The sequence below is a fragment of the Nitrosomonas sp. Is37 genome (genome assembly GCF_033063275.1).
GTDB lineage: Bacteria > Pseudomonadota > Gammaproteobacteria > Burkholderiales > Nitrosomonadaceae > Nitrosomonas.
On sequence record NZ_JAWJYP010000013.1, the window covers coordinates 14,701 to 38,957 of the forward strand.

A 24,257-nucleotide genomic window follows, 5' to 3' on the forward strand; every position below is an offset into this window, starting at 1 on the left:
CATCAGACCTGCGGATGGGCTTTCTCAAGCTTGCTATACAGTTTATTGAATGCGCTGAGATAAGCTTTAGCAGAAGCAACTACAATATCTGTATCTGCTCCATGACCATTTACGATTCTGCCGGACTTCTGCAATCTGACAGTCACCTCACCTTGTGCATCTGTTCCACTGGTAATATTATTCACCGAAAATAATTGTAGTTCGGCACCACTATTCAGAATTTTTTCAATCGCACGATAGGTTGCGTCAACTGGGCCGCTCCCTTCAGACTCAGCATGCAGCTCATTATTCCCGGCAGCAATCACTACCCGAGCAAAGGGGATCTCACCTGTTTCACTATGTGCAATAAGTGAAAGCAATCGATAATGCTCTTCAGGAGTCTGTGCCTCATCCGAGACTAGTGCGTGCAAATCTTCATCAAAAATTTCATGCTTTTTATCCGCCAAATCCTTGAAGCGCATAAACATAGTATTTAGCATTTCTTCTGATTCAAGCTCAATTCCAAGCTCCTTCAAGCGACTGCGAAACGCGTTACGGCCAGAATGTTTACCCAGCAACAATTTATTGGCTCCCCAGCCCACATCTTCCGCACGCATAATTTCATAAGTTTCACGATGTTTGAGTACACCATCTTGATGAATTCCAGATTCATGGGCAAAAGCATTTGCTCCAACAATAGCTTTATTAGGTTGAACTGGGAAGCCAGTGATTCCTGAAACCAATTTACTGGCGGGTACGATATGTGTTGTATCTATGCGGGTATCACATGAAAAAAAATCCTGTCGTGTGCGGACGGCCATTACAACTTCTTCAAGAGCAGCATTTCCAGCACGCTCACCCAATCCATTAATGGTACATTCTACTTGTCTCGCACCATTTTTGACTGCTGAGAGTGAATTAGCTACCGCCAATCCTAAATCATTGTGACAATGAACTGAAAAAACCACTTTATCTGAATTAGGAATACGTTCACGCAATGTCCGAATAAGCTGACCAAACTGATCTGGCATGGTGTACCCAACTGTATCTGGAATATTCAGTGTCTTTGCCCCTGCATCAATCACCGCTTCCAAGACACGGCAAAGAAAACTAATTTCAGAACGACCGGCATCCTCTGGAGAAAATTCAACGTTGTCTGTATACTGACGCGCCCACTTTATAGCCTTCACTGCTTGCTCGATCACTTGCTCCGGAGACATGCGCAATTTATTCTTCATGTGTATAGGTGAGGTAGCAATAAAAGTGTGAATGCGCGCCGCATTAGCACCACACAAAGCTTCACCAGCACGATTTATATCGGCTTCAATAGCGCGCGCAAGCCCACAAACCACACTATCCTTAATCGTATCGGCCACTGCCTTGACTGCTTCAAAATCCCCATTAGAAGCTGCCGGGAATCCTGCCTCAATGACATCTACACCCATACGCTCAAGTTGTCGAGCAATACGCACCTTCTCTTCTTTTGTCATGGAAGCGCCGGGACTTTGCTCCCCATCACGTAAGGTTGTATCAAAAATAATCAAATGATCGCGCATCATTTTCTCCATCGAATGCAATCTAAATTACAAAAAAAAGATTAAAAATTCGGGTTACGAATTTTTTAGATTATCAACAAGAGATCGAAATAAAGTATTGAATTTTAGCGCCCACGGCGCAGCAGGTAGCCTCTTAAGTGTAGCAAGGCCAAAGAAGAGAAGTATAGAGAAGCTGGAGAATTATCTATTAACTTAACCATAATAAAAATATAAAATATTTTCAACATTTCTGCAATAGCAAGATCACTGCGTCATATTCTGATTTTGTGTTTCATCGCTCTTTTTACTTTTACCAAGCCGCCATAGCTTCATGAAATAACCTGATAAAGCATATAGAGAAAACAGACCAAATAACACAACAGGCGGATGACTCGGTATCAATACAAAAAAGAACAATAATAATAATAAAATTGAGAAAAAAGGTACCCGTCTACGCAGATTGAATTCTTTACCGCTATAGTAAGGCAAGTTACTAACCATGGTAAGTCCAGCAAACAATGTGATTGCCCATACCAGCCACTTGATATCCACACCTTGTATTTGAAAGTCCAATGCTACCCATACCAATCCAGCAATCAGGGCAGCCGCTGCAGGACTAGGCAATCCCTGGAAGAAACGCTTATCGACTACTTCTATGTTGGTGTTAAAACGTGCCAACCGTAATGCGGCACAAGCGCAATAAATAAACGCCGCTATCCACCCCAATTTACCCATATCTTTTAGTGCCCACTCATATGCTACGAGTGCAGGGGCAACCCCAAAAGAAACCATATCCGACAAACTGTCATACTCTGCGCCAAATTCACTTTGAGTATGAGTTAGACGCGCCACTCGTCCATCCAAACCATCCAACACCATCGCAATGAAAACAGCTATTGCAGAATGCTCGTAGTTACCATTCATCGCCTGCACGATCGCAAAGAAACCCGCAAACAATGCCGCTGTGGTAAATAAATTCGGCAATAGATAAATTCCTCTGCGTCGTAAGCGGGACTTAAGCACAAAGCGCACTGAGTTTGGTTCATGCATTTTCAGTATGAACTACATAAAACCCAAGGATGGGATATAGAAAAATAAATAGCAAAAAACAGGAAATAAGAAACCTCTGCATAACTGTGTTTTTAGAGTTTTTCTGCGTATGTATTACTCATAAAATCAATCACTTAAAAATACTAAACTATCCAAAAAGCCAGTTATGCAGAGGTCTCAATAATATTATCCTCCCAACAAACTGTTACACAGCAATGATAAGCATGTTACACAACAATAATAAGCAAATTTGGCTAACTGCGTAACTCAGCTAATATCGTTAGTGTCGCATAGACTTTGTCACCAATATTGACATTGATTTTAGTATCTGTAGGAAGATAAACATCTACTCTTGAACCAAAACGAATAAATCCAAACCGCTGTCCACGCGAAAGATGATCCCCAGGTTTGGCATGACATATAATGCGTTTCGCAATCAACCCCGCAATCTGCACACAAGTAACATCAAGACCTCTACCTGTTTTTATCCAGAGAGCATTACGTTCATTTTCTAATGAGGCCTTCGGTAAGCTAGCATTAATAAATTTACCCGGAAAATACCAACGGTCTTTTACTTCACCATCAACAGGGCTACGATTGGAATGAACATTAAATACATTCATGAATACACTTACTTTAATCGCCTCACGATTAAGAAAAGGATCCTGTGTTTTCTCGACAGCCACAATCCGACCATCTGCAGGGGCTAATATAGCATTAGCCTGTAACGGAATGATACGCGGGGGATCACGAAAAAACTGCAAGACGAACAGTGCAATTAACCAGAAAGGTAGTGCCCACAACCAGCCTAAAAATAGGTGGACAAATAAAGAAATTAGAAACGCTACGGTGATATGAACCCAACCTTCGCGGGCAATGATAGGATGCGGATAAGGTGACATGAGTAACTTAGATAGAAGATTAGCCCGATATTTAATGGAAATATCGGGTTAAAAATGCGAAGTATTTTAAATAATTTTAGACAAAAATGTGCAGATTAATTCCTCACTAATTCTTTCCTTGATCGACTAATTTATTTTTCTTGATCCAAGGCATCATATCGCGCAATTTTGCGCCAGTTGTTTCAATCGAGTGCTCAGCTGCAAGGCGACGACTAGATTTCAACATAGGCGCTCCCGCATGGTTCTCCAGTATAAATTCCCGTGCATACTGACCTGTCTGAATTTCACGCAGAATCTTGCGCATTTCTGCACGAGTTTCTTCAGTAATTATACGAGGACCACGCGAAATATCCCCATATTCAGCATTATTAGAAATAGAATAGCGCATATTAGCTATGCCACCCTCGTAGATTAAATCCACAATCAGTTTTACTTCATGGAGACACTCAAAGTAAGCCATTTCAGGTGCATAGCCAGCTTCTACCAATGTCTCAAAACCAGTTTGAATTAATGCAGTAAGACCGCCACACAATACTACTTGCTCACCAAATAAATCTGTCTCTGTTTCTTCGCGGAAAGTTGTTTCAATCACGCCGCCGCGTGTACCACCATTAGCAGCTGCATAGGATAGGGCTAAATCGCGTGCATGCCCTGACTTGTCTTGATGAATCGCAATAAGTGAAGGCACTCCCCCGCCTTGAGTATATGTTGAGCGTACAAGATGTCCAGGTCCCTTAGGCGCAATCATAATGACATCAAGATCTTCACGGGGAGTCACTTGTCCATAATGAATATTAAAACCATGGGCAAATGCTAGCGTTGCATTACTTTTTAAACCTGCCTCGATCTCTGATTGATAGATAGCAGCAATTTGCTCATCTGGAAGCAGCAACATCACCACATCTGCATCCTTAATTGAGGAAGCAATTTCTTTTACTGTAAAACCAGCTTTTTTTGCCTTTTCCCAAGATGCTCCACCCTTACGCAAACCTACTGTAACCTTGACACCGGAATCACGCAAATTGTTAGCATGTGCATGTCCTTGGGATCCATAGCCGACTATCGTTACTTTCTTTTTTTTAATTAGAGACAAATCGGCATCTTTATCGTAATAAACTTTCATTATGCTCCTTTAATAATATGTACCCAGCTGGCGCAAAAAATATCAAAATAAAATTTTAATAACTAACACTGCATAGGATCAGTTAGTTATCTTTATCGAATCAATCTGTTATATCTTCAAGATTCGCTCTCCACGACCTAAACCGGAAGCACCAGTTCGGATAGTCTCTAGAATCATATTTCGCTCTATTGTTTCAAGAAATGCATCAAGTTTTGAGCTTGTGCCTGTCAACTCTATGGTGTATGACTTGTCTGTTACGTCAATAATATTGCCGCGAAAAATATCTGCCAATCGTTTCATTTCTTCACGATCATCTCCAATGGCTTTTATTTTCACCAGCATAAGCTCTCGCTCGATATGATCTCCTTCGCTCAAATCAACTATTTTGACAACCTCAATTAATTTATTCAGTTGCTTAGTAATTTGTTCAATAACTTCATCCGAGCCTATTGTGACCAATGTCATACGAGACAAAGTTGGATCTTCAGTCGGCGCTACATTGAGTGACTCAATGTTATAACCTCGTGCCGAAAATAAGCCTGCTACTCGAGACAGAGCACCGGCCTCATTTTCCATCAATAAAGAGATAATATGTCGCATTTCTTATACCAGAATCATTTCAGACAAACCTTTACCACCTGGCACCATAGGAAATACATTTTCCGTCTGGTCAGTAATAAAATCCATAAAAACTAATCGCTCTTTGAGTTTAAAAGCTTCCTCCAAAGCGCCTTCGATATCTTCTGGTTTCTCTATCTTCATTCCGACATGACCATAGCTCTCAGCCAGTTTGACAAAATCTGGAAGTGCATTCATATAGGATTCTGAATAACGATTTCCATGAAAAAATTCCTGCCATTGCCGAACCATGCCCATATACCGATTATTAAGATTAATGATTTTAAGTGGCAAGTGATACTGTTTACAGGTTGATAATTCCTGGATGCACATTTGTATACTTGCTTCACCTGTAATACAGGCTACTACTCCATTGGGATTAGCTAATTGCACACCCATTGCTGAAGGCAACCCAAATCCCATGGTACCTAGTCCACCCGAATTAATCCAACGGCGAGGCTTATCAAATCGATAAAACTGCGCAGCCCACATCTGATGCTGTCCAACATCTGACGTAATAAATGCATCGCCCTTTGTCACCGCATAAAGTTTTTCCACGACCATTTGCGGTTTAATAACTGTACTCGTACGATCATACCTTAGGCAATCTCGTTCGCGCCATAAATCTATTTGCTTCCACCATTCCGTGAGTGCATGAGCATCTGTTTTTTCTTTACTGGCCTTGATCAATTTAATCAGCTCATTCAATACTTCGGAAACACTCCCCACTATTGGAACATCTACCTTGACACGCTTGGAAATAGACGAAGGATCAATATCAATATGAATTATCTTTCGCTCTTCACTGTAAAAATGCTTGGGATTACCAATGACACGATCATCGAAACGCGCGCCCACTGCAATCAATACATCACAATATTGCATCGCCATATTGGCTTCATAGGTTCCATGCATACCTAGCATACCGACAAACTGTTTATCTGTCGCAGGATAACCGCCAAGTCCCATTAATGTGTTAGTACATGGAAAATTCAGCGAGCGCACCAATTCTGTCAAAGCTTCAGATGCATCATCCAGAATCACACCTCCCCCTGAATAAATCATCGGCCGCTTTGCACTCAAAATCAATTGCGCCGCTTTTTTTATCTGTTGGGAATTCCCGTTGCTAACCGGATTATAGGAACGCAAACTCACACTGCTCGGGTAATCAAATATCGTCTTTTGTTGTGTGACATCTTTCGGAATATCAACTAAAACGGGCCCCGGACGGCCGGTTGACGCAATATAAAAAGCCTTTTTTATCGTTGATGCAAGCTCAGTGATGTTTTTCACCAAGAAATTATGTTTTACACAAGGACGCGTAATTCCAACTGTATCCACTTCCTGAAACGCATCTTGGCCAATTGCTGCTGTAGGAACCTGTCCACTAATAATAACGAGGGGAATAGAATCCATATAAGCAGTCGCAATACCTGTCACAGCGTTCGTTACCCCAGGTCCCGATGTCACTAAAGCAACACCCACATTGTTACTGGACCGAGCATAGCCATCCGCTGCATGAAGGGCTGCTTGCTCATGGCGAACCAGAATATGCTTTACTTTATCTTGCTTAAATAGCTCATCATAAATAAACAACACTGCACCGCCAGGATAGCCAAAAATATATTTCACCCCTTCTTCCTGCAGGCAACGCACCGTAATCTCGGCACCTGTTAGTTCTACACTCATCCTTTGTGTATCCTGGTATCAAAAAAAAATCTAAAATCTAAAAATAAGAACTTAGTTAAATGCATCTTCGCTCTGCTATTTTCTATCACTACTATATCTCATATATCTCGGATATCTCAGTCATAATTTAATTATGACTTTTAGTTAGTCCTCAGTTAACTCTCAGTTTTTTTAAACTCAAGCTGCAGGAATCAATCCTGTTAACAAACGATAACGCCTATATCATCAGACAAACCGCTATTCGTTTTACAATACAAAGAAATGCATGCATCTGCATATATTACTAGGAATCTGGGTTTTATTCCCGACTAACTGACGCTGAGAAAATATCCTGGATTTATAATTAATCAGCAGTAAGATCGCTGACTCCGTCAACCGCCTGTTCCTCCCACGGTTAATCCTTCCACTCGCAATGTTGGCTGCCCAACGCCTACTGGCACACTCTGTCCCTCTTTCCCACATGTGCCGACTCCTGGATCAAGCGCCATATCATTACCTATCATGGAAACACGTGTCAGAACATCTGGGCCATTACCGATTAAAGTTGCGCCCTTTATTGGGTAAGAAATTTTCCCATTCTCTATCATGTAAGCTTCTGCAGCAGAAAAGACAAATTTACCACTCGTGATATCTACTTGCCCACCTCCAAAATTTGCGGCATACAATCCATGTTTCACTGACGCAATAATTTCTTCTGGATTTTTATCTCCATTGAGCATATAGGTATTTGTCATGCGTGGCATGGGAATATGTGCAAAAGATTCGCGTCTACCATTACCTGTAAGGGGTTGCTTCATGAGTCTTGCATTTAGGCTGTCTTGTAAATAGCCTTTGAGTACACCATTCTCAATCAATACCGTACATTGGGTTGGATTCCCTTCATCGTCAATATTCAAAGATCCACGACGATTAGCAAGCGTACCATCATCCACTACAGTCACACCATCGGCCGCAACTCGTTCACCAATGCGTCCAGAAAAAGCCGAGCTACCTTTACGGTTAAAATCGCCTTCCAATCCATGACCAATGGCCTCATGCAGCAGGATACCAGGCCAGCCATTTCCTAAAACTACTGTCATAGTGCCTGCCGGAGCAGGCCTCGCATTCAGATTTACTATCGCTTGGTGTACTGCCTTTTGTGCATAGTCGTTTAATATTTCATCAGTGAAATAGGTGTAATCAAATCGCCCACCACCGCCAGCAACGCCTTGCTCACGCCGGCCTTTTTCTTCTGCTATCACCTGTAATGACATTCGCACTAATGGCCTCACATCAGCAGCTAGTAAACCATCGCTACGTGCAACCATGATAACCTCGTACTCACCCGCAAGCGATGCCACAACCTGAATGACGCGTTTATCTATCGCACGCGCAAATCGTTCAAGTCTCTCCAACAATGCCACCTTGTCGCTATCTTTAAAGTTTGCAATGGGGTCCTGAGGAAGGTAAAGCGACCTACTGTTATAGGATGCCACCTGCTTAGCAACTCGGGCCGGATGCATGCTTCTCTGACCAGCAATGGCGCGCGTTGCTTTTGCTGCAGATACGAGTGCATCAAGACTGATCTCATCTGAATAGGCGAACGCCGTTTTTTCACCACTGATTGCGCGCACCCCTACACCTTGGTCAATATTAAAGCTACCTGATTTAACGATACCTTCTTCGAGAACCCAACCCTCAGAACGGTTATATTGAAAATAAAGATCGGCATAATCGATCTTGTGTGTAAGTATTTGCCCAAATATCTGATGCAATCTATTCGCATCCAGCTCATAGGGCATCAATAGGCAACGATCAGCAATGGTAAAAAACTCGTTCATCTTAAAATTATATTCACTTCTATATCACACATTCTAACTTTTTGGGTAAGAAACAGATTAAAATCTATCATTCTTCAATACCTCTACTCACCCACCCTGTTCATAGTGAACAGTCTTCCTTTCTGCATTTAACATGGGTATAAGCATAAGCAACGATGTTCTAGTGCGGGCAAACTTGCGCGCACGCTAGATTGGTATGCACGATCCAACGTTGCCACCACAACTCCGGATCCACGTGCCAGTCGATCAATCACAACACCCCAGGGATCAACAATCATACTATCTCCATTGGTTTCACGGCCACTGACATGAAACCCTCCCTGAGCTGGCGCAATCACATACGCCTGATTCTCTATAGCACGTGCACGGATCAAAGTTTCCCAATGTGCTTTACCAGTAATTGCAGTAAAAGCAGATGGGGCAAGAATGATATCAACCTTTCCCATCAGACGATAAAGTTCGGGGAATCGAAGATCATAGCAAATAGATAAGCCTATACGCCCAAAAGGAGAATCTATTGCAACTACTTTATCTCCGGCTTTGATTGTTTTTTCTTCTGCGAAGCGTTCTTCACCCAATTCAAGGCCGAACAAATGAATCTTATCGTAGCGTGCTACTTGCCTGCCTTCATTATTATAAACCAGGCAACTATTATAAATCTTATCAGATATCTGGCTCTCCAATGGCACTGATCCGCCCACCAACCAAATCCCAAAACGTTTAGCCGTCTCGCTCAAAAATGATTGGACCATACCTTCGCCTGGCTGTTCACGAACACTTAACTTATCGGTATCGCGCAACCCCATAATACAGAAATATTCCGGAAGTACAACCAGCTTTGCTTCTTGTGATACCGCCAGCTCAATCAAGCGGAACGCCTCTTCCAGATTTGCAGATACACTTGGCCCTGATGCCATCTGAATAGCCGCAACACGTAATGTATTGTTACTCTCTTTTTCTGGCAGTTCCTTTGAGAAAATGCCCGAATGATTCAACATAACTTCCTCCCGTACGAGTCCCCATTTTCACTGAATTCGGGCAAGAACAGAATTTTGCTCACAAAAGCAATAAAGTAGCTCATAATATGCCTCTCCCCAAAAAGCAATCCATACCAGTCAATTCTCATTACGCTTGAATTCTTGTTGTGATTCCTTAATTTCTTGTGAATTTTGCGATTTAACCACTACAGGCTTATCCCACGTACCCGTTATAACATATTCATTAAACAAAACACGATCAAATGGATCTTTCAGCGACTGATTCGCAATCATGGAAGCAATCCCTACTACTGGTGTAGCCAACCCAAGCGAAGGAAACGTTTTGACCAGGAGCGCTTGAGTTTCTTCTGTCAGATCTATTTCTCCACTCACAGCAAGATAGGCTGCGCTTCCTGCAATTTGCAGTTCATCCGTCACCGCTACCCCTCTGGTAATTCTAACATCGCCCAATATATCATCGAAACCAAAACCTTGACTAAATACATCATAAAAATCCAATGTCAGTCTGCGAGGAAGTGATTTTAGATCAAAAATACCCAGCAATTTGCTCACCCCTGGCTTGAATCTGGTAAATTGACCACGTTGTGCAGCCACTCTCAGATTGCCAGACAGAGAAGGGAAATCTATGGAAAAAGGCTCCCCCATCCATACCAATGAACCCGCCACTTCACCTTTTCCGCGTGCAATACGCCCCGGATAGCCCAGGCGCGCCAGAAATTTGCCTATACTCTTTGCTCGCAGTTCGACTTCCGCTTGCATTTGAAAAGGGGTAATACGATTCTGCCACACTCCCTGCATCAAAAGAGAACTGTCGGCGTGAGTAATTTGCAGTTGATCGATATGCCAACCATCTATCTGCTGATGAGCCAACAAAACTAATTTACCTAATAGCCTTTCTCCAACATAGAACTCGTCAGCATGTAGATCCATGATTGGCCAATCCTTGGGTTGGTTCTTTTTTTTCACGACTGAGTCAGACTCCGGAATGGTTTCTGGTTTTACCATTTTTTTTAATCGTGCAAATGCTTCCTTCCTGACAGAATCCCAAACAATATCACCGATGACCTCTTTACTTACAACAGAAGTATGCCATTGCCCACCGTGTTTATTGGCATTCAATACAAACTCATTAAAACGGCTTCCTAAAAAGTCTAGTCTGCCGATGTTTAAATTGAAATTGACCCGATCAGTCAGTAATGCCTTAATTCCTCGACCAGCTTGTCCTGATCGGGCAGTAATTTCATCATGCCGATCGAAAAGTGCTTTCCACCGATCCCATTCCAACACGGGAATCGTACCATGTACGAATGTGACGGTATCTTTCGGCAATTCAGCTGGTGCAGCTCGAAAATTCATCGCACCACGTGCTGGATAGTAATGACCATTTTCTCCTCGTACTCGTTGAATTTCTGCCGTTACTACCTCGCCATAACGAAAGCGCAGAATCTCATGTTCTGAATCAATGGATTTCTTCTCAAAACTAAAAGGAATCATTTCTCCAGCAGTTTTGGCAAAAGGTTCAGGTAATGAAGAAGCGGCTCCCACTAACGGTGATTCGACCTTCACATCGATTCCTTTTTCACTAATATCAAAAACTGCTGACCAATCAGTGACTCCCTGCATAAACTGCAGCCACAACTGCAGAGTACTCGCCGAATGATCAGGTTTAGGTGAATGCAAGTGATCGAAATTAGCCTTGCCTGCCGCTACAATGCGCATACCTTCGTTCGGCAAGGCAATAGAATTAATCTTCACCGGCCCTCCCATCATTTGCGCACGCACATCTTCAATTGTCAAAGTAGACTCAGTAAAAGCAAGCAACCCATTAACCTTACTCAAAGCAGGCAAATCATGACCTAAATCAATCTTGTTATCGATAAACTGATAATGACCCATTAGCTCGATATGTTTACTTTTATCTCGATATAATTTTATCGGCATGGCTAATTCCAGGCGCAATTTTCCATTGCCGGTAATATTGCCTTGATAAGAAAAATCAGCAGCATGGAGATTAAGAGGACTTTTTTCAATCAAATTAATTATATTTTGAGTGGCGCCTTCGGCCCCTCCTTTCAGTTGTAAAATTGGTTGTGGTGCATCTAAATCTGCAATTCGCAGCCGTGTATCCTTCACTACAATATCGGCCATTCTTGCTCGCGAAATCGCCATTTCGAGCTGATTATCCTGAAACGAAAGATCGGCTTGAATATCTGTCACGCTCGGCCATCCTTCTGGTAAATTTACCGTTGTGTCAGTGATTTTGGTTATCAACTTCAAAGCAAGCTTATCGCGTAGCTCCGAAGAAGATTTACTCAAATCACCCTGAATAGCAAATTTGACCTCCTCCAACCGCCCCCCTACGATTACCTTATCCAGCCAATTTTGCGCAGCTTCCCGATCAGCCACGACCGCCAGATACCTCTTGACATAACTTACTTCTGCATTCGTCAACTCTCCAGCCAGATCGATTGTACCTAGTTGCTCACTGGCACCACTATGGTAGCGACCGTGCATCGTTCCGGACACATAGCGATTAGCAAATGCAATGTGATTGAATTTAAACAAAGTCTTATCCTGATCAGGCGATATCTTCCAATCAACCTGCGCGATGAGTCTATCGAGTTCAAGTGGTTCATCCAATGCCTCAAACAATTTCATGCTGGCTCTATCTGAATCAAGACTGAGCGATCCACCTTGCTCAGATACCTTGACGCTGCCACTTATTCCACTCACTGGGGGCAGCTTGCCAAACTCTTTCATGGCCAAATTGTGGAAACTTCCTTCCATAGTGAATGATAAAGGCCTTGTCCAATCCCCTTGCCAATAGATTTGGGCATGCTCTATTGCTCCCTTTGGAGATAATTCACTGAAGTGCTTTTGCAAGGAATTCTCAATAGGCAGGTAACTTATCAAGGAAGCAACAACGCTCAAATCAAGATCATCTATCCGTAATTTATTTTCTTCAGATATCTCTCCATCCAATTCCCATCTTTGCCATAAAATATTTACCGGTTTGACAAGCAATTCATTTTCAATGGCAACACTCAACTGCTGGGCAAACCATTCATCTTCCCGCTGATCCGCGTCGCTATTTCTTTTCCACCCCACGCGACCACGCAAATGGGTAAGATCAAGCCTTGGGAGATCCTTTGCCCAATGCATATATGCTTCATGAAGATTGACATCAGCTATCCAGGATGTGACAGACTTACCCTCCATGCCAATCCACGCACGAAAAGCTCCACTGCCACGATCAAATTCCAGCTCGCCTGGAAACGATAACCAAGTTTGCAAGGCACCGAGATCGACATGATTCAATTGGGCAAATAAGCGCCCGCGCCACTGATCCAATGCATTAACCGATTCACCCGTAAAATCACCGCGTATATCGATGGGAGCGGCCACTTTATCTGGCGGAGTTAGCCGCAACCCAAAACGGTGTTGGCCATCTTTATTATGCATACGTAAACCTACTTTTTTCAGATACAGGACTGGCGCAGCACGTGGTTCATCCAGCCAATAAACATCAGCGTCATTGATGAGCAGCTGGCGCTGACTTAACAGCCAATCGAAAAAGCCATTGTCAGCATCCTCTTGATCAAACGTACCGCCTGCGATGTGTATTACACCCTCTGCATCACGATGGATGTTCAGAACGGGTCGCTCAATTCTAATTTCACGGAAGAGCAATTCTCCGTATAGCAGCGATCGCCAGGAAAGTGACCCATCCAGCTCGGTCAGAATTAAAACAGGAATTCCTTGCTTATCATGCACTCGCACACCATACAAGCGTAAATATGGGTGTAATCCATCCCAGTTTGCATCAATGCGCTCTATACTGATTACTTGTCCTGCAACCTGAGAAATAGCGGCAGCGATGTTTGGTCGGTAGCGCTCAATATCGGGAAGCAGCCAATAACGCAATGACAACAGCAGCAGGAAAAAAAACATTGTGACAGCAAACACAGCCCACCCGAGCCTACGCAAAGTTAAGATGCTATGCTTAATAAAGGAATGCATCATGGCACAATTTAACCTAGATTTTCAGTTGAGCAGGATAGAGTGTGTCGTTCTGCAAGTGCAGGGTAAGGCGCAACGGCGCGGAAATAGTCGTCCCATTCCAAAGAGTTGCAACGCAGCCATGTGCTTGCAAAATCGCACAATCGGCACCGGAGCAGAAACACCCACAAGGTAAGGATGAAACTTATAGGAAAGGTTATTATATTCATAATATTAACACCAGAACCAGCAATCAACTAAAGTATCCAGGTTTAATATGAAACTCAGCTTTTAATCTGAGAAAAACTGCTTAATCCTTAGAAAACAAAAAGAAGAGTTTGATCACAATGAGTATCTAATATGAAACAGGAACATTTTCCGGTCCGGAAACCCACACAAAACACTCATTCTATCTACATATCGATATAACTGGTTTCAGCAAACCAAAAATGTTTTATTTCAACCTTGAATATGTTTTTACATCCCAACGATTCATCACCTGAATTAGCGCTGAAAAGCATTCTTCGCTTCAGCCGCTATGCGCGACGTCTCCTAGAAAGCGAGCCCGATTTACGCACCTATCTGGCTGAAAATCTCCATTGTCCTTTTGCACGAGAGGAAATGCTCACATTCCTAAACACAGCCTGCTCGATCCAAACCTTAGATGAAACGGGTCTGCATAGCGCCCTGCGTAAGCTTCGTAAACGGGTCATTCTGCGTCTGGCTGCACGCGATCTGGCTGGCATGGCTGATCTGACTGAAGTCATGGTCACGATGACCAATTTAGCAGAGGTCACCATTCGTTTTGCACTCGCGCATCATCAAAACTGGATGACCCACCCAAATCAGTTTGGTTCACCTATTGGTGAAAAAAGTTTAACCCCGCAGCAATTATTAGTCGTTGCCATGGGCAAACTGGGAGGAGGAGAGCTCAACGTTTCCTCCGACGTCGATCTGATTTTCATCTACCCCGAAGATGGAGAAACGAATGGCAGAAAATCTATCTCCAACCATGATTTCTTTACTCGCCTGGGACGCAAGCTAATTGCCAGCTTGAATGATTATACAGTGGATGGCTATGTGTTTCGAGTCGATATGCGTTTGCGTCCGCACGGAGAAAACAGCCCCCTGGCAATCAGTTTCGCAATGCTAGAAGAATATTTTGTTACGCAGGGGCGAGAATGGGAGCGGCATGCCTGGCTCAAAAGTCGGGTTATTGCAGGCCCCGCTACACCAACCGCGATCCTGATGGAGGAAATCACACGCCCTTTTGTCTTTCGCAAGTATTTAGATTTTGAGGCCTATGAAGCCATGCGTCGCCTGCATGCGCAACTACGCAAGGAAGTAGATCGTCGCGAAATGCATGACAACATTAAACTGGGTCCTGGCGGGATCCGTGAAATTGAATTCATTACCCAGGTTTTTCAACTGATACGCGGTGGACGGGACGCAGATCTCTGTATACGACCTACGCTAACTGCTCTGCAACGCCTGCAGCAGAAACAGCCTGTCCCTGCTCAAACCTTCACTGAACTCATCGATGCCTATCGCTTTCTGCGTAAGCTGGAACATCGTCTGCAATATCTGGATGACCAGCAAACCCAGAATCTGCCTGAAAACCCTGAAGATCAGGAATTAATTGCAGCAGCCATGGGATATCCCAGTTTTGCCGATTTCCTGCAACAGCTCGATATCCACCGCAACAATGTCACCCGCCATTTTGAATTGATCTTTGCTGCCCCACGCAAATCTCCAACCCATGACATCCTGGCAAGCCTCTGGCAAGAGCAGGCTGGAGACAGAACTCAGGTGGAAGCTGCCACCACTCAGCTGACGACGTTGGGGTTTACCGAGCCTGAAAAAATCTCGGCGCGTATCCAGCAATTCTATGGCGGTTATTTTTTCCAACAATTACCACCAGCCAACCAGCCAAAAATCAAATCATTGATGCCCATCCTGGTAGAAGCGATTGCTCAGTTTCCGCCGGTGGAAGCCACGCTGGAGCGTATGCTGCAACTGCTGGAGCATATCAGTCAGCATGCAGCCTACCTGGCCTTATTGTTGGAACACCCACAAACCCTGCCTCGGGTCACCAAGCTGGTCAGCGCCAGTCAATGGGCAAGTAATTATCTAGGCAGGCATCCCATCCTGCTCGATGAGCTGTTAGCACCACGGGGGCCGTCGCAACTGCCCGATTGGCCTGCGCTTAGGCAAGAGCTGGCACGCCAGCTCAACCATGTCGACAGCCCCAAAAGCAATATCACCGAATGGCAAATGGATGTCCTGCGGCATTTCCAGCATGCACAGGTTTTTCGGTTACTGGCGATCGATCTGGAAGGAAAGCTGTTACTGGAAACGCTCAGCGATCATCTGACCGAGCTCGCCGATCTCATTCTCGACAACGTACTCAACCTTGCCTGGAGAGGACTCAAGAGAAAACATTGCAAACAGCCTGCTTTTGCCATCATCGGCTACGGCAAACTGGGTGGCAAAGAACTTGGCTACGCATCAGATCTCGACATCATTTTCCTATACCAGGATAACCATCCTGATGCGCAAGAGATTTACACCAAACTAGGACAAAGCACCAATACCTGGCTAACCAGCCACACCTCGGCCGGAGTCTTGTATGAAACTGATTTACGCTTGCGCCCTAACGGTACCAGCGGTCTCCTGGCCTGCTCTATTGAAGCATTTACCCAATATCAGCATACACAAGCCTGGGTATGGGAGCACCAGGCATTGACGCGCGCCCGCTTTGTCACGGGTGATCAGCAGATTGGGACAATATTTGAACAAATCCGCAAGGAAATTCTATGTAAACAGCGTGATCTCGCTCAGCTCAGACAGGATATCTTGATGATGCGCGAAAAAATGCTGGATGCCCACCCTAATCCAACCACGCTGTTCGATATCAAGCATGACCGAGGAGGCATCATTGATGTGGAATTTATCGTGCAATATCTGGTGCTTGGCTACGCGCACAAGTACCCGCAACTCACCGGCAATATTGGCAATATCGCTCTGCTGAAACTTGCCGGTGAACTGGGGCTTATTCCAACTGAAACAGCCCAGCAAGTGCTGACAGCCTACCGCGAATTTCGTCGCTTGCAACACCGCTTACGATTAAATGCCGACCCTGAGCTTGCGGGCTCCGTTGCTTTCCAAGAAAAACCGGATGGTTTTGCCCGGATCGAAGCCGATTATCTAAGCCATGCACGCATGGCGGTATTGCAACTATGGGAACAGGTATTTGGTATATAGGGGTAGCCAACTCTAAGTAGTTTACTCAGTGCTAATTTGAGAAAAGCACCCAATAAACCGCTTATTTCAAAACACACTTTTTTCCTGAATGCCATTATGATGCCAACAGCATTCTTTTAAGTAAAAGATATTGCGCGAATTCTGCTCATATTATCCCATGCACTCAGTGGGCCGTTTTTTTCAACCCAAAGGAGAATGATTCATGCAACAAATGCAAAAAGGTTTTACCCTGATCGAGTTAATGATTGTCGTGGCCATTATTGGTATTTTGGCGGCGGTGGCGATTCCGGCTTATCAAGACTACACCATCAGGGCGCGAGTCACAGAAGGCTTAAGCTTGGCGTCCTCTGCCAAATTGGCTGTCTCTGAAACGACAACTAGCAATAATGCACTGCCTGCGACTCAAGCGGCAACGGGTTATGTAAGCCCAGATGCAACGCCAAATGTAACAAGTATTGCTATTGCAAACGATGGTACCGCTGCTATTACAATTACTTACACTGCCACAGCAGGTGGTGGCACCATAATGATGACACCGACTCTCTCGGCTAACAGCAGAGATGTTACTTGGAATTGTACCGGTGGTACCTTAATTGCTAAATATCGTCCAGCAAATTGTCGCGTATAAGATAACCTGCGTAAGGCCCAACCCCCGATCGGGTCGGGGTAACGGATTGTATCCGTTACCCCTCCCACACCACCGGATGTGCGGTTTTTAACCCGCGTAAGCGCGTAGGGCGCAATAACCAACTCGCGTAAGGTGCAACCCGCGTAAGCCCGCGTAGGGCGCAATAACCAACGGGCATTGCGCCGTATGTGCCTCACTTATCCATCCGGTGCTACAAGTTGTACCCCACCACATGAACCGCCCTCGAAAAACCCTGGGCGGTTTTCTTACATTAGGATGTTATTCTGGGCTGGGATAGCCAGCGTAGGGCGCAATAACCAGCCCGCGTAGGGCGCAATAACCAGCGGGCATTGCGCCATATGTGCCTCACTTCATCATCCGGTGCAATGCGCTGCGCTTATTGCACCCTACAAGCTGGGCGGTTTTTTTACATCCGGATGTTATTCTGGGGTGGAACTCGCGTAAGGTGCAACCCGCGTAAGGCGCAATAACCAGCGGACATTGCGCCGCATGTATCTCACTTATTATCCATCTGGTGCAATGCGCTACGCTTATTGCACCCTACAAGCTTATTGCACCCTACAAGCTGCATCCTCAAGAAGGGAAGGCTAGTCTTCATAGTTCAAGGTATCTTCCGCTCCACCAGCCCAATCTGACGGATAGACACCTCGTGCTACCCATCGATGAAATGTTGAATAGGGCCAATCTGCGACACGCTCTACTAATCCATGCTTCACTGGATTGATATGGACATAATCCATATGCGCCCTGTAATCAGCTTCATTCCGAATCAGGTGCTCCCAATAGCGGCGCTGCCAAATGCCTCGCTCACCTCGTTTTGCTCGTACTGTGGATAACCGCTCCAACTTTGGTAGCGCCTTGGAAAAGCCCATCTTGATCAAACGCCAACGCATAGCAAAATCCGCATCGCCTGGCGGCAACTCTATCACACAGTGTAAGTGATCAGGCAATACCACCCAGCCATGAATTCGGAAGGGATGGCGCTTTCGAGCCTGGCCAACAACGTTACGCAATACGTTAATATGCCGGATCAGCAAATTATTTTCATGTCGTTGTAGCAGATTAACAGTGAAAAAATAGATTCCACCCGCATGCCAAAGTCGACGATAATCTGACATAGTAACGACCTCACACGAGACGGCGCAATGCCCGCTGGTTATTTGCGCCCTACGTCATAGAGAAAATTATTCCATTTCCAAATCAAACATGACGCAAGAGCGAGCCGCAGACAGTATAAGTAATACGGCAAGGTGAGCTGACAAAGCCAGGTTTGATTTAGAAATGAAATTACTTGATGCACACCGCCCTCACCTGATGAATGTCAGTAATACCCTGCAGCACTTTATCGATGCCATCCTGTTTCAAGGTGCACATACCATTAGTGAGTGCAGTCACCAGCATCTCGGCTACGCGCGCATGTTCCTGAATGTTCTTTTTCAGGGCATCGGTTGCAGTCAGGAGTTCATGCAACGCTACGCGCCCTGAATAACCCGTGCCGTTGCATTGATCACAACCGACTGCTTCGTATAGGGTAATCTGTTTTTGCTCATCCCCATATTCTTGCATCCAGCGGTCTTCAATTTGCTGATAAGCTGCTTCAGGGTTAGCTTTGAAATGCTCGATATTTTTCAATTCTTCGCAATATTCCATGAGTAGCATCCTGATTTCTTCCTGACTGGCAGTATGCGGTTTTTTGCATTTGCATAAACGTTTCGCCAGGCGTTGCGCCAGAATGCCAAGTAAGGCATCAGAGAAATTGAATGGATCCATGCCCATATCCAGCAGACGGATGATCGACTCTGGCGCGCTGTTGGTATGCAAAGTAGCAAACACCAGGTGGCCAGTCAGTGACGCTTCAATAGCGAGACTGGTCGTTTCCTTGTCACGCATTTCACCCACCATGATAATATCCGGATCCGCCCGCAGAAAGGATTTCATTATCATGGCAAAGGTGAGGCCAGCCTTGACATTGATCTGCACCTGACGCAATCCTTTCTGGGTGATTTCAACGGGATCCTCAGCTGTCCAGATTTTGGTTTCTGGCGTGTTGAGGTGTTTCAGAATCGAATGCAGCGTGGTCGTTTTACCAGAGCCGGTCGGACCACAGACGAAAAACAAGCCATAGGGTTTACTGATAATTGATTTGAGTTCTTGCAGATTGCGGGCAGTAAAATTCATTTTATCGAGTGGAATCGGCTCTCCCGCTGACAGAATACGCATGACGACGTCTTCCAGCCCGCCGGCAGAAGGAAGCGTAGCTACCCTTAGTTCAATATCAAGCGGCGCAAACCTTCTGAATTTTATTTTGCCATCTTGCGGTTTGCGCTTCTCAGCAATATCCAGGTCACACATGATCTTGATCCGCGTTACCAGCGCATTGCGATAGCTGGCCGGAATTTCGATATAAGGCATCAGCGAGCCATCCTTGCGAAAACGAATTTTGGTTTTTTCTTTGCCAGGATAAGGCTCAATATGGATATCGGAAACACCCATTCTATAGGCGTCCATGATGATCTTATTGACCAGCTTGACCAGCTCGTTTTCAGAAGCTGCAGAAGTTTCATCTATTTCGACTACCGACTCTTCCTCGTTCTCTTTGAGCTTGGAAAGCATATCATCGATATTACCGATATCTTCAAAGGCAATGCCTTTACCACTCCCATAAAACAAATCCAATGTCGCCTTGAACTCTCGCTGGGTACAGACTGTATAAATAATTTTATGCTTGGGAAAAACCTGATTGACTATGCGCAGCGCTTTGATTTTTTCCGGATCTAGCGTCAATACCACCAAACCCTCCCGAGTTTCATCAATCGGTAGCCACTGGTTACTCTCAGCAAAATCCCGCTTGAGATTCCTCAAGACCTCGATCGGTTTAACCCGGTCAGCCCGGTATGGCTCATAGCGTACTTGGAAGTAATCAGCTAATGCTTCGCCAATTTGAGCGGGGCTGATCTGAAACTCATCGATGAGCACATCTTCCAGATCACCTCCTTTTTCACGCGCAGATCGTGCTGCCAACTCAAGCTCAGATGCGGATATGACAGCGTCTGATATCAAATGATCATATCTGGATTTTACTAATAATTGCTGTTTCTGACGTTGCTTGAAAGCAACGGCCAGTAACTGGCAAACTTCACCCATGCTCTCAACGATGATGTCAGGGAAAGGCTTATCATCCTTATGGTTAATGGCTTGTATGACACCCAGTAATTCGTTTTCCCCTCCATTCAAGATCGGTGCCATCAGCATTTGCTTGGTCCGATAACCGGTTAGTTTATCTACCTCCTTGTGAAAGCATAATTGCGCGTCCAGTTTCATCAATTCATGCCGATCGTAAACATCCTTCAAATTGATGATTCTTTTGTGCAGACTGACAAAACTTACGATGCTGTGCTCGCTAATCGGCAGCTTCAACTCCTGAAATAAACCGGATCCAGTCTTAACGCGTGAAACAATGGATGATTTGTCTTCACTCACTGTATAAATAGTCAGTCGATCCGCGTTGAACAAAGTACAGATGTCCTTACTCACTTCCGGTATGAACTCATCGAGACTACTGGCAGCCTGAATCTTGCTGGTGATCTCCTGTAATCTCTGCGAGAAATTCTGCTGGCCATTGGTTTCAGTAAAATTGTCTGGCAATGATTTAAGTGCAACTTGCATACTCATCGTGATATTTATTCAAGAAGATTAACATTCAAAAGATTGCACCTACTAACCACTGCCAGGTGCAATCAACCGATCGTTATTGGGAATGTAAGTAAAACGGAGCCAAATAAATCCACTAAACGTGCTCAAAGCATGTTTGTTTTTATCAGCTACCTGGATTCAGATTGCTATAACCTATACTCTGAATTGCAAGACGTGGTTTCTTGTCTAGATATTTAACACGATTTGCCTATTGGGCATTCTCGGTAATAGCAGAGGAATTACACCCGATTCCTGTTATTTGATCAAAAGAACTGGAATCGGTGAAAGATGTATCAGCTTACTGGCGATCGAACCCAACATCAAACCTTGTACTGTGCCAAGACCACGTGGTCCAATAACAATTTGATCACATTGCTTTTCACTCGCAAATTGAACGATCATTTTTGCCGGATCACCTACAATTATGTGGTACTGATAAGCAATGCCAGCCTGGTCCAATAAATCGCGTGCCGATTTTAAATCCTTCAAGCCTTCTTCTTGGTGATATTGCTTGATGTTTTCCTGATTGATAAACATGGAAACATCACCATGCAATGGAAGCTGGACATTGAGTAAATGAATTTCTGGTACTTCCTTATACCACTTGAGCAACTGGATAAAATGGACAATGGCCTTGTAGCAGGCAGTGGAGCCGTCAACTGGTAGCAGTATTTTTAACATGAAACACTCCTTTAAATTGTGTTTTTCATCACTTACCTAATTGTCACACTGGTTTATTCGTATCCTTCATGAGATCAACTAAAGCTATATTTTTCTGCGCTCTAGCTGCCAGCCACTTGCCAGTAACGATCACGGCTAATGCAGTACAAATCGGCATGAGCCAGTGTAGAAAAGCAGCATGCACATTGACCCATTCTTTAGTCACCGAATCGGTAATTGCCATGTCACCCGCGATCCAGCCAAGCAATCCAGCTCCAACAAAAATGGTAAGGGGGAAACGATTCATCAGTTTCATGACCAGTTTACTGCCCCAGACAATGATCGGAACACTCACCAGGAGGCCAAAAATAACCAGGGCAAGATCACCTTGAGCAGCGCCAGCAATACCTATCACATTATCCAGGCTCATGACGGTGTCAGCGATGATAATCGTTTTAATAGCTCCTAGCAGAGTTGTGCTGGCATCAATTTCATGTCCATCATCTGTCGATTCTGGTAGCAGTAGTTTGATCCCTATCCAAAGCAGCAGCAGCGCGCCAATAAGTTTCAGAAAAGGAAGTGTCAATAGATTAAGCGCAAAGAAAACCAATATGACGCGTATTGTTATCGCACCAAATACTCCCCAGAAAATTCCTTGGTTGCGCTGCTTCTCAGGCAATCGCCGGCAAGCAAGCGCAATGATCACTGCGTTATCTCCTCCAAGTACAATATCAATTGCAATAATTTGTAATGCTGCAACCCAGAATTGGGGATCAGAAAAATCCATATTTAATTTCTCTCAAGACATAGTAATGAATTTAAGAATTTCATCTTGATGTTGCATCGTGTCACGATAGCCAAGATCAATCAAGGCACGACAATAAGAAGCTTCAAATAAAACATAGCTCAACAATCTCGAACCACTCGGACTCAATGCGCCTACTGCACGATATAAATAGCGCATGGTGCGTGGCAAGGAGTGAGCATGCTGCAGGGCAATTTCGTTGATTCTTTCGCTAGGTGAAATCACCATCGATTCTATTGGACGCAGCAAAATACTTCCCTCTTTTTTTGTTTCAGGCGGAATGAGCGCTAAAGTTCCATTAATGCGCTGCAAACGCTCCAGATCAATTTCCAGGCTATCAACAAAAATACTACTCATCATATGACCCGCGATTTGTGCTACGGGCGGATAACTCGTTACTTTAACACGCTCAAGGGGAATTTCTCTTTTTTTGGTCACACTGATCACCAGGATTCGATCTGCCCCGAGATGTAGCGCTGGACTTAGCGGTGCGAGTTGTCGCATAGAGCCGTCGCCAAAGTATTCGCGGTTTAGCCGAATCGCTGGGAAAATGAGAGGAATAGCCGAAGAAGCAAGCAAATGCTGGATACCAATACGCGTTGCCACACCCACACGCATCACCCGGCTCCAGGGTTTGATACTTTCATGGCCTTGATAAAACGTTACCGATTGCCCTGAAGTATATCCCCAAACGGTCACACCCAGTGCATGCAAGGCGCCGAGATGGATACTTCGCTGGATACCACGAAACGGCAGACGGGAGCTAAGCAGCTTTCTTAACGGAGCATTATCTAATAGCGAAAAAGGTGTTCTAACCAGATCACTCGACAGTAATGAGCCAACACAACGAGCTGTGTTACGGATCACACCGAGTAGGTCTGCCCGGTGCACTTGATCAACATGCAAATCCCCCCACACTGCCTCCAGTTGTCGCACACCCGTGGCAAAATGGGTGGCCGACATGGCCAAACCAGCTGCATTAATGGCGCCTGCTGAGGTTCCACAAATAATAGGAAAAGGGCTACGCGCATGAGAAGGTAACAATTCAGCGATTGCGCGCAGCACACCTACTTGATAAGCAGCACGCGCTCCCCCACCTGTCAAAACCAGGCCTAATTTTGATAATCGTGCGGAAGTATTATTCAGCTCGCTCACTGGCAATCAGCTTCTTTCTCAGCTTTTCAAGCGCATCACACAAAGCTTTCTCAGAAAAATTATTCGCACTGAATGATAACGCATTAGCATACTGAACTCACAACAACATTTTCAGGTATTTCTATTTCTGCTATCAACATTAAACACTTACATCCTGTCTTTAGGTATGCATCATAATCATTTCCTTTAACCAGGTATACTGAATCAATGATTATTCTGCTTTAACAAAAAATTATCCTAAAAACCGCAGCTGATCGCTTGATTGAGGTGCATCATATGTCGCTCCAGGCACGAATGCGATGTTGCTCTTCGTTGCAG

General features: G+C 44.6%; 17 protein-coding genes. 3 read left to right on the plus strand and 14 right to left on the minus strand.

Annotation, left to right across the window (positions count from 1 at the left end; all coding sequences use genetic code 11):
* Positions 1–2: 2 nt before the first annotated feature.
* From R2Q26_RS07640 to R2Q26_RS07680, 9 genes are all read right to left on the minus strand, one after another.
* Positions 3–1,535, minus strand: a complete 1,533-nt coding sequence (locus R2Q26_RS07640; RefSeq protein WP_317535793.1) for a 2-isopropylmalate synthase — start codon at positions 1,533–1,535, stop codon at positions 3–5.
* A 243-nt stretch (positions 1,536–1,778) separates the two neighbouring features.
* On the minus strand, positions 1,779–2,564 hold the full coding sequence (pssA, locus tag R2Q26_RS07645; protein ID WP_090566601.1) for a CDP-diacylglycerol--serine O-phosphatidyltransferase: 786 nt from the start codon (positions 2,562–2,564) through the stop codon (positions 1,779–1,781).
* 254 nt (positions 2,565–2,818) lie between these two features.
* Positions 2,819–3,466: a phosphatidylserine decarboxylase gene (locus R2Q26_RS07650; protein WP_090566599.1), complete on the minus strand. Its 648-nt coding sequence runs from the start codon at positions 3,464–3,466 to the stop codon at positions 2,819–2,821.
* A 106-nt stretch (positions 3,467–3,572) separates the two neighbouring features.
* The gene (ilvC, locus tag R2Q26_RS07655) at positions 3,573–4,589 is read right to left on the minus strand and encodes a ketol-acid reductoisomerase (protein ID WP_317535739.1); all 1,017 of its coding nucleotides are present in this window, start codon (positions 4,587–4,589) and stop codon (positions 3,573–3,575) included.
* A 108-nt stretch (positions 4,590–4,697) separates the two neighbouring features.
* Positions 4,698–5,189 (minus strand): acetolactate synthase small subunit, encoded by a 492-nt coding sequence (ilvN, locus tag R2Q26_RS07660; RefSeq protein ID WP_317535740.1) that lies wholly within the window; start codon positions 5,187–5,189, stop codon positions 4,698–4,700.
* Positions 5,190–5,192: 3 nt separating this feature from the next.
* Positions 5,193–6,896 carry an acetolactate synthase 3 catalytic subunit gene (locus tag R2Q26_RS07665; protein WP_317535741.1) on the minus strand — a complete coding sequence of 568 codons (1,704 nt, stop codon included), beginning with the start codon at positions 6,894–6,896 and terminating at the stop codon, positions 5,193–5,195.
* 371 nt (positions 6,897–7,267) lie between these two features.
* On the minus strand, positions 7,268–8,716 hold the full coding sequence (tldD, locus tag R2Q26_RS07670; protein WP_317535742.1) for a metalloprotease TldD: 1,449 nt from the start codon (positions 8,714–8,716) through the stop codon (positions 7,268–7,270).
* Between the two features lie 128 nt (positions 8,717–8,844).
* Positions 8,845–9,714: a carbon-nitrogen hydrolase family protein gene (locus R2Q26_RS07675; RefSeq protein WP_317535743.1), complete on the minus strand. Its 870-nt coding sequence runs from the start codon at positions 9,712–9,714 to the stop codon at positions 8,845–8,847.
* A 117-nt stretch (positions 9,715–9,831) separates the two neighbouring features.
* A complete protein-coding gene (locus tag R2Q26_RS07680) occupies positions 9,832–13,737 on the minus strand; it encodes a YhdP family protein (protein ID WP_317535744.1) in 3,906 nt (1,301 codons plus the stop codon).
* Between R2Q26_RS07680 and R2Q26_RS07685 the strand changes: the two genes are divergently transcribed.
* The 3 genes from R2Q26_RS07685 (at position 13,736) to R2Q26_RS07695 (ending at position 17,605) form a co-directional block, all read left to right on the plus strand.
* Entirely contained in the window at positions 13,736–13,909 is a 174-nt protein-coding gene (locus R2Q26_RS07685; RefSeq protein ID WP_317535745.1) for a hypothetical protein, read from the plus strand. The genes R2Q26_RS07680 and R2Q26_RS07685 overlap by 2 nt on opposite strands.
* A gap of 275 nt (positions 13,910–14,184) precedes the next feature.
* On the plus strand, positions 14,185–16,977 hold the full coding sequence (gene glnE, locus R2Q26_RS07690; RefSeq protein ID WP_317535746.1) for a bifunctional [glutamate--ammonia ligase]-adenylyl-L-tyrosine phosphorylase/[glutamate--ammonia-ligase] adenylyltransferase: 2,793 nt from the start codon (positions 14,185–14,187) through the stop codon (positions 16,975–16,977).
* Between the two features lie 202 nt (positions 16,978–17,179).
* Positions 17,180–17,605 carry a pilin gene (locus tag R2Q26_RS07695; RefSeq protein ID WP_317535747.1) on the plus strand — a complete coding sequence of 142 codons (426 nt, stop codon included), beginning with the start codon at positions 17,180–17,182 and terminating at the stop codon, positions 17,603–17,605.
* Positions 17,606–18,213: 608 nt separating this feature from the next.
* Here R2Q26_RS07695 and R2Q26_RS07700 read toward each other — a convergent pair.
* From R2Q26_RS07700 to R2Q26_RS07720, 5 genes are all read right to left on the minus strand, one after another.
* Positions 18,214–18,744, minus strand: coding sequence for an REP-associated tyrosine transposase (locus R2Q26_RS07700; RefSeq protein WP_317535748.1), 531 nt, complete (start codon positions 18,742–18,744; stop codon positions 18,214–18,216).
* Between the two features lie 169 nt (positions 18,745–18,913).
* Positions 18,914–21,298, minus strand: coding sequence for an ATPase, T2SS/T4P/T4SS family (locus R2Q26_RS07705; RefSeq protein ID WP_411182330.1), 2,385 nt, complete (start codon positions 21,296–21,298; stop codon positions 18,914–18,916).
* Positions 21,299–21,574: 276 nt separating this feature from the next.
* Positions 21,575–22,000: a universal stress protein gene (locus tag R2Q26_RS07710; protein WP_317535749.1), complete on the minus strand. Its 426-nt coding sequence runs from the start codon at positions 21,998–22,000 to the stop codon at positions 21,575–21,577.
* Positions 22,001–22,043: 43 nt separating this feature from the next.
* Positions 22,044–22,766, minus strand: a complete 723-nt coding sequence (locus R2Q26_RS07715) for a TerC family protein (RefSeq protein ID WP_317535750.1) — start codon at positions 22,764–22,766, stop codon at positions 22,044–22,046.
* A gap of 12 nt (positions 22,767–22,778) precedes the next feature.
* Complete coding sequence (locus R2Q26_RS07720) at positions 22,779–23,939, minus strand: patatin-like phospholipase family protein (RefSeq protein ID WP_317535751.1); 1,161 nt, start codon at positions 23,937–23,939, stop codon at positions 22,779–22,781.
* Positions 23,940–24,257 lie beyond the last annotated feature (318 nt).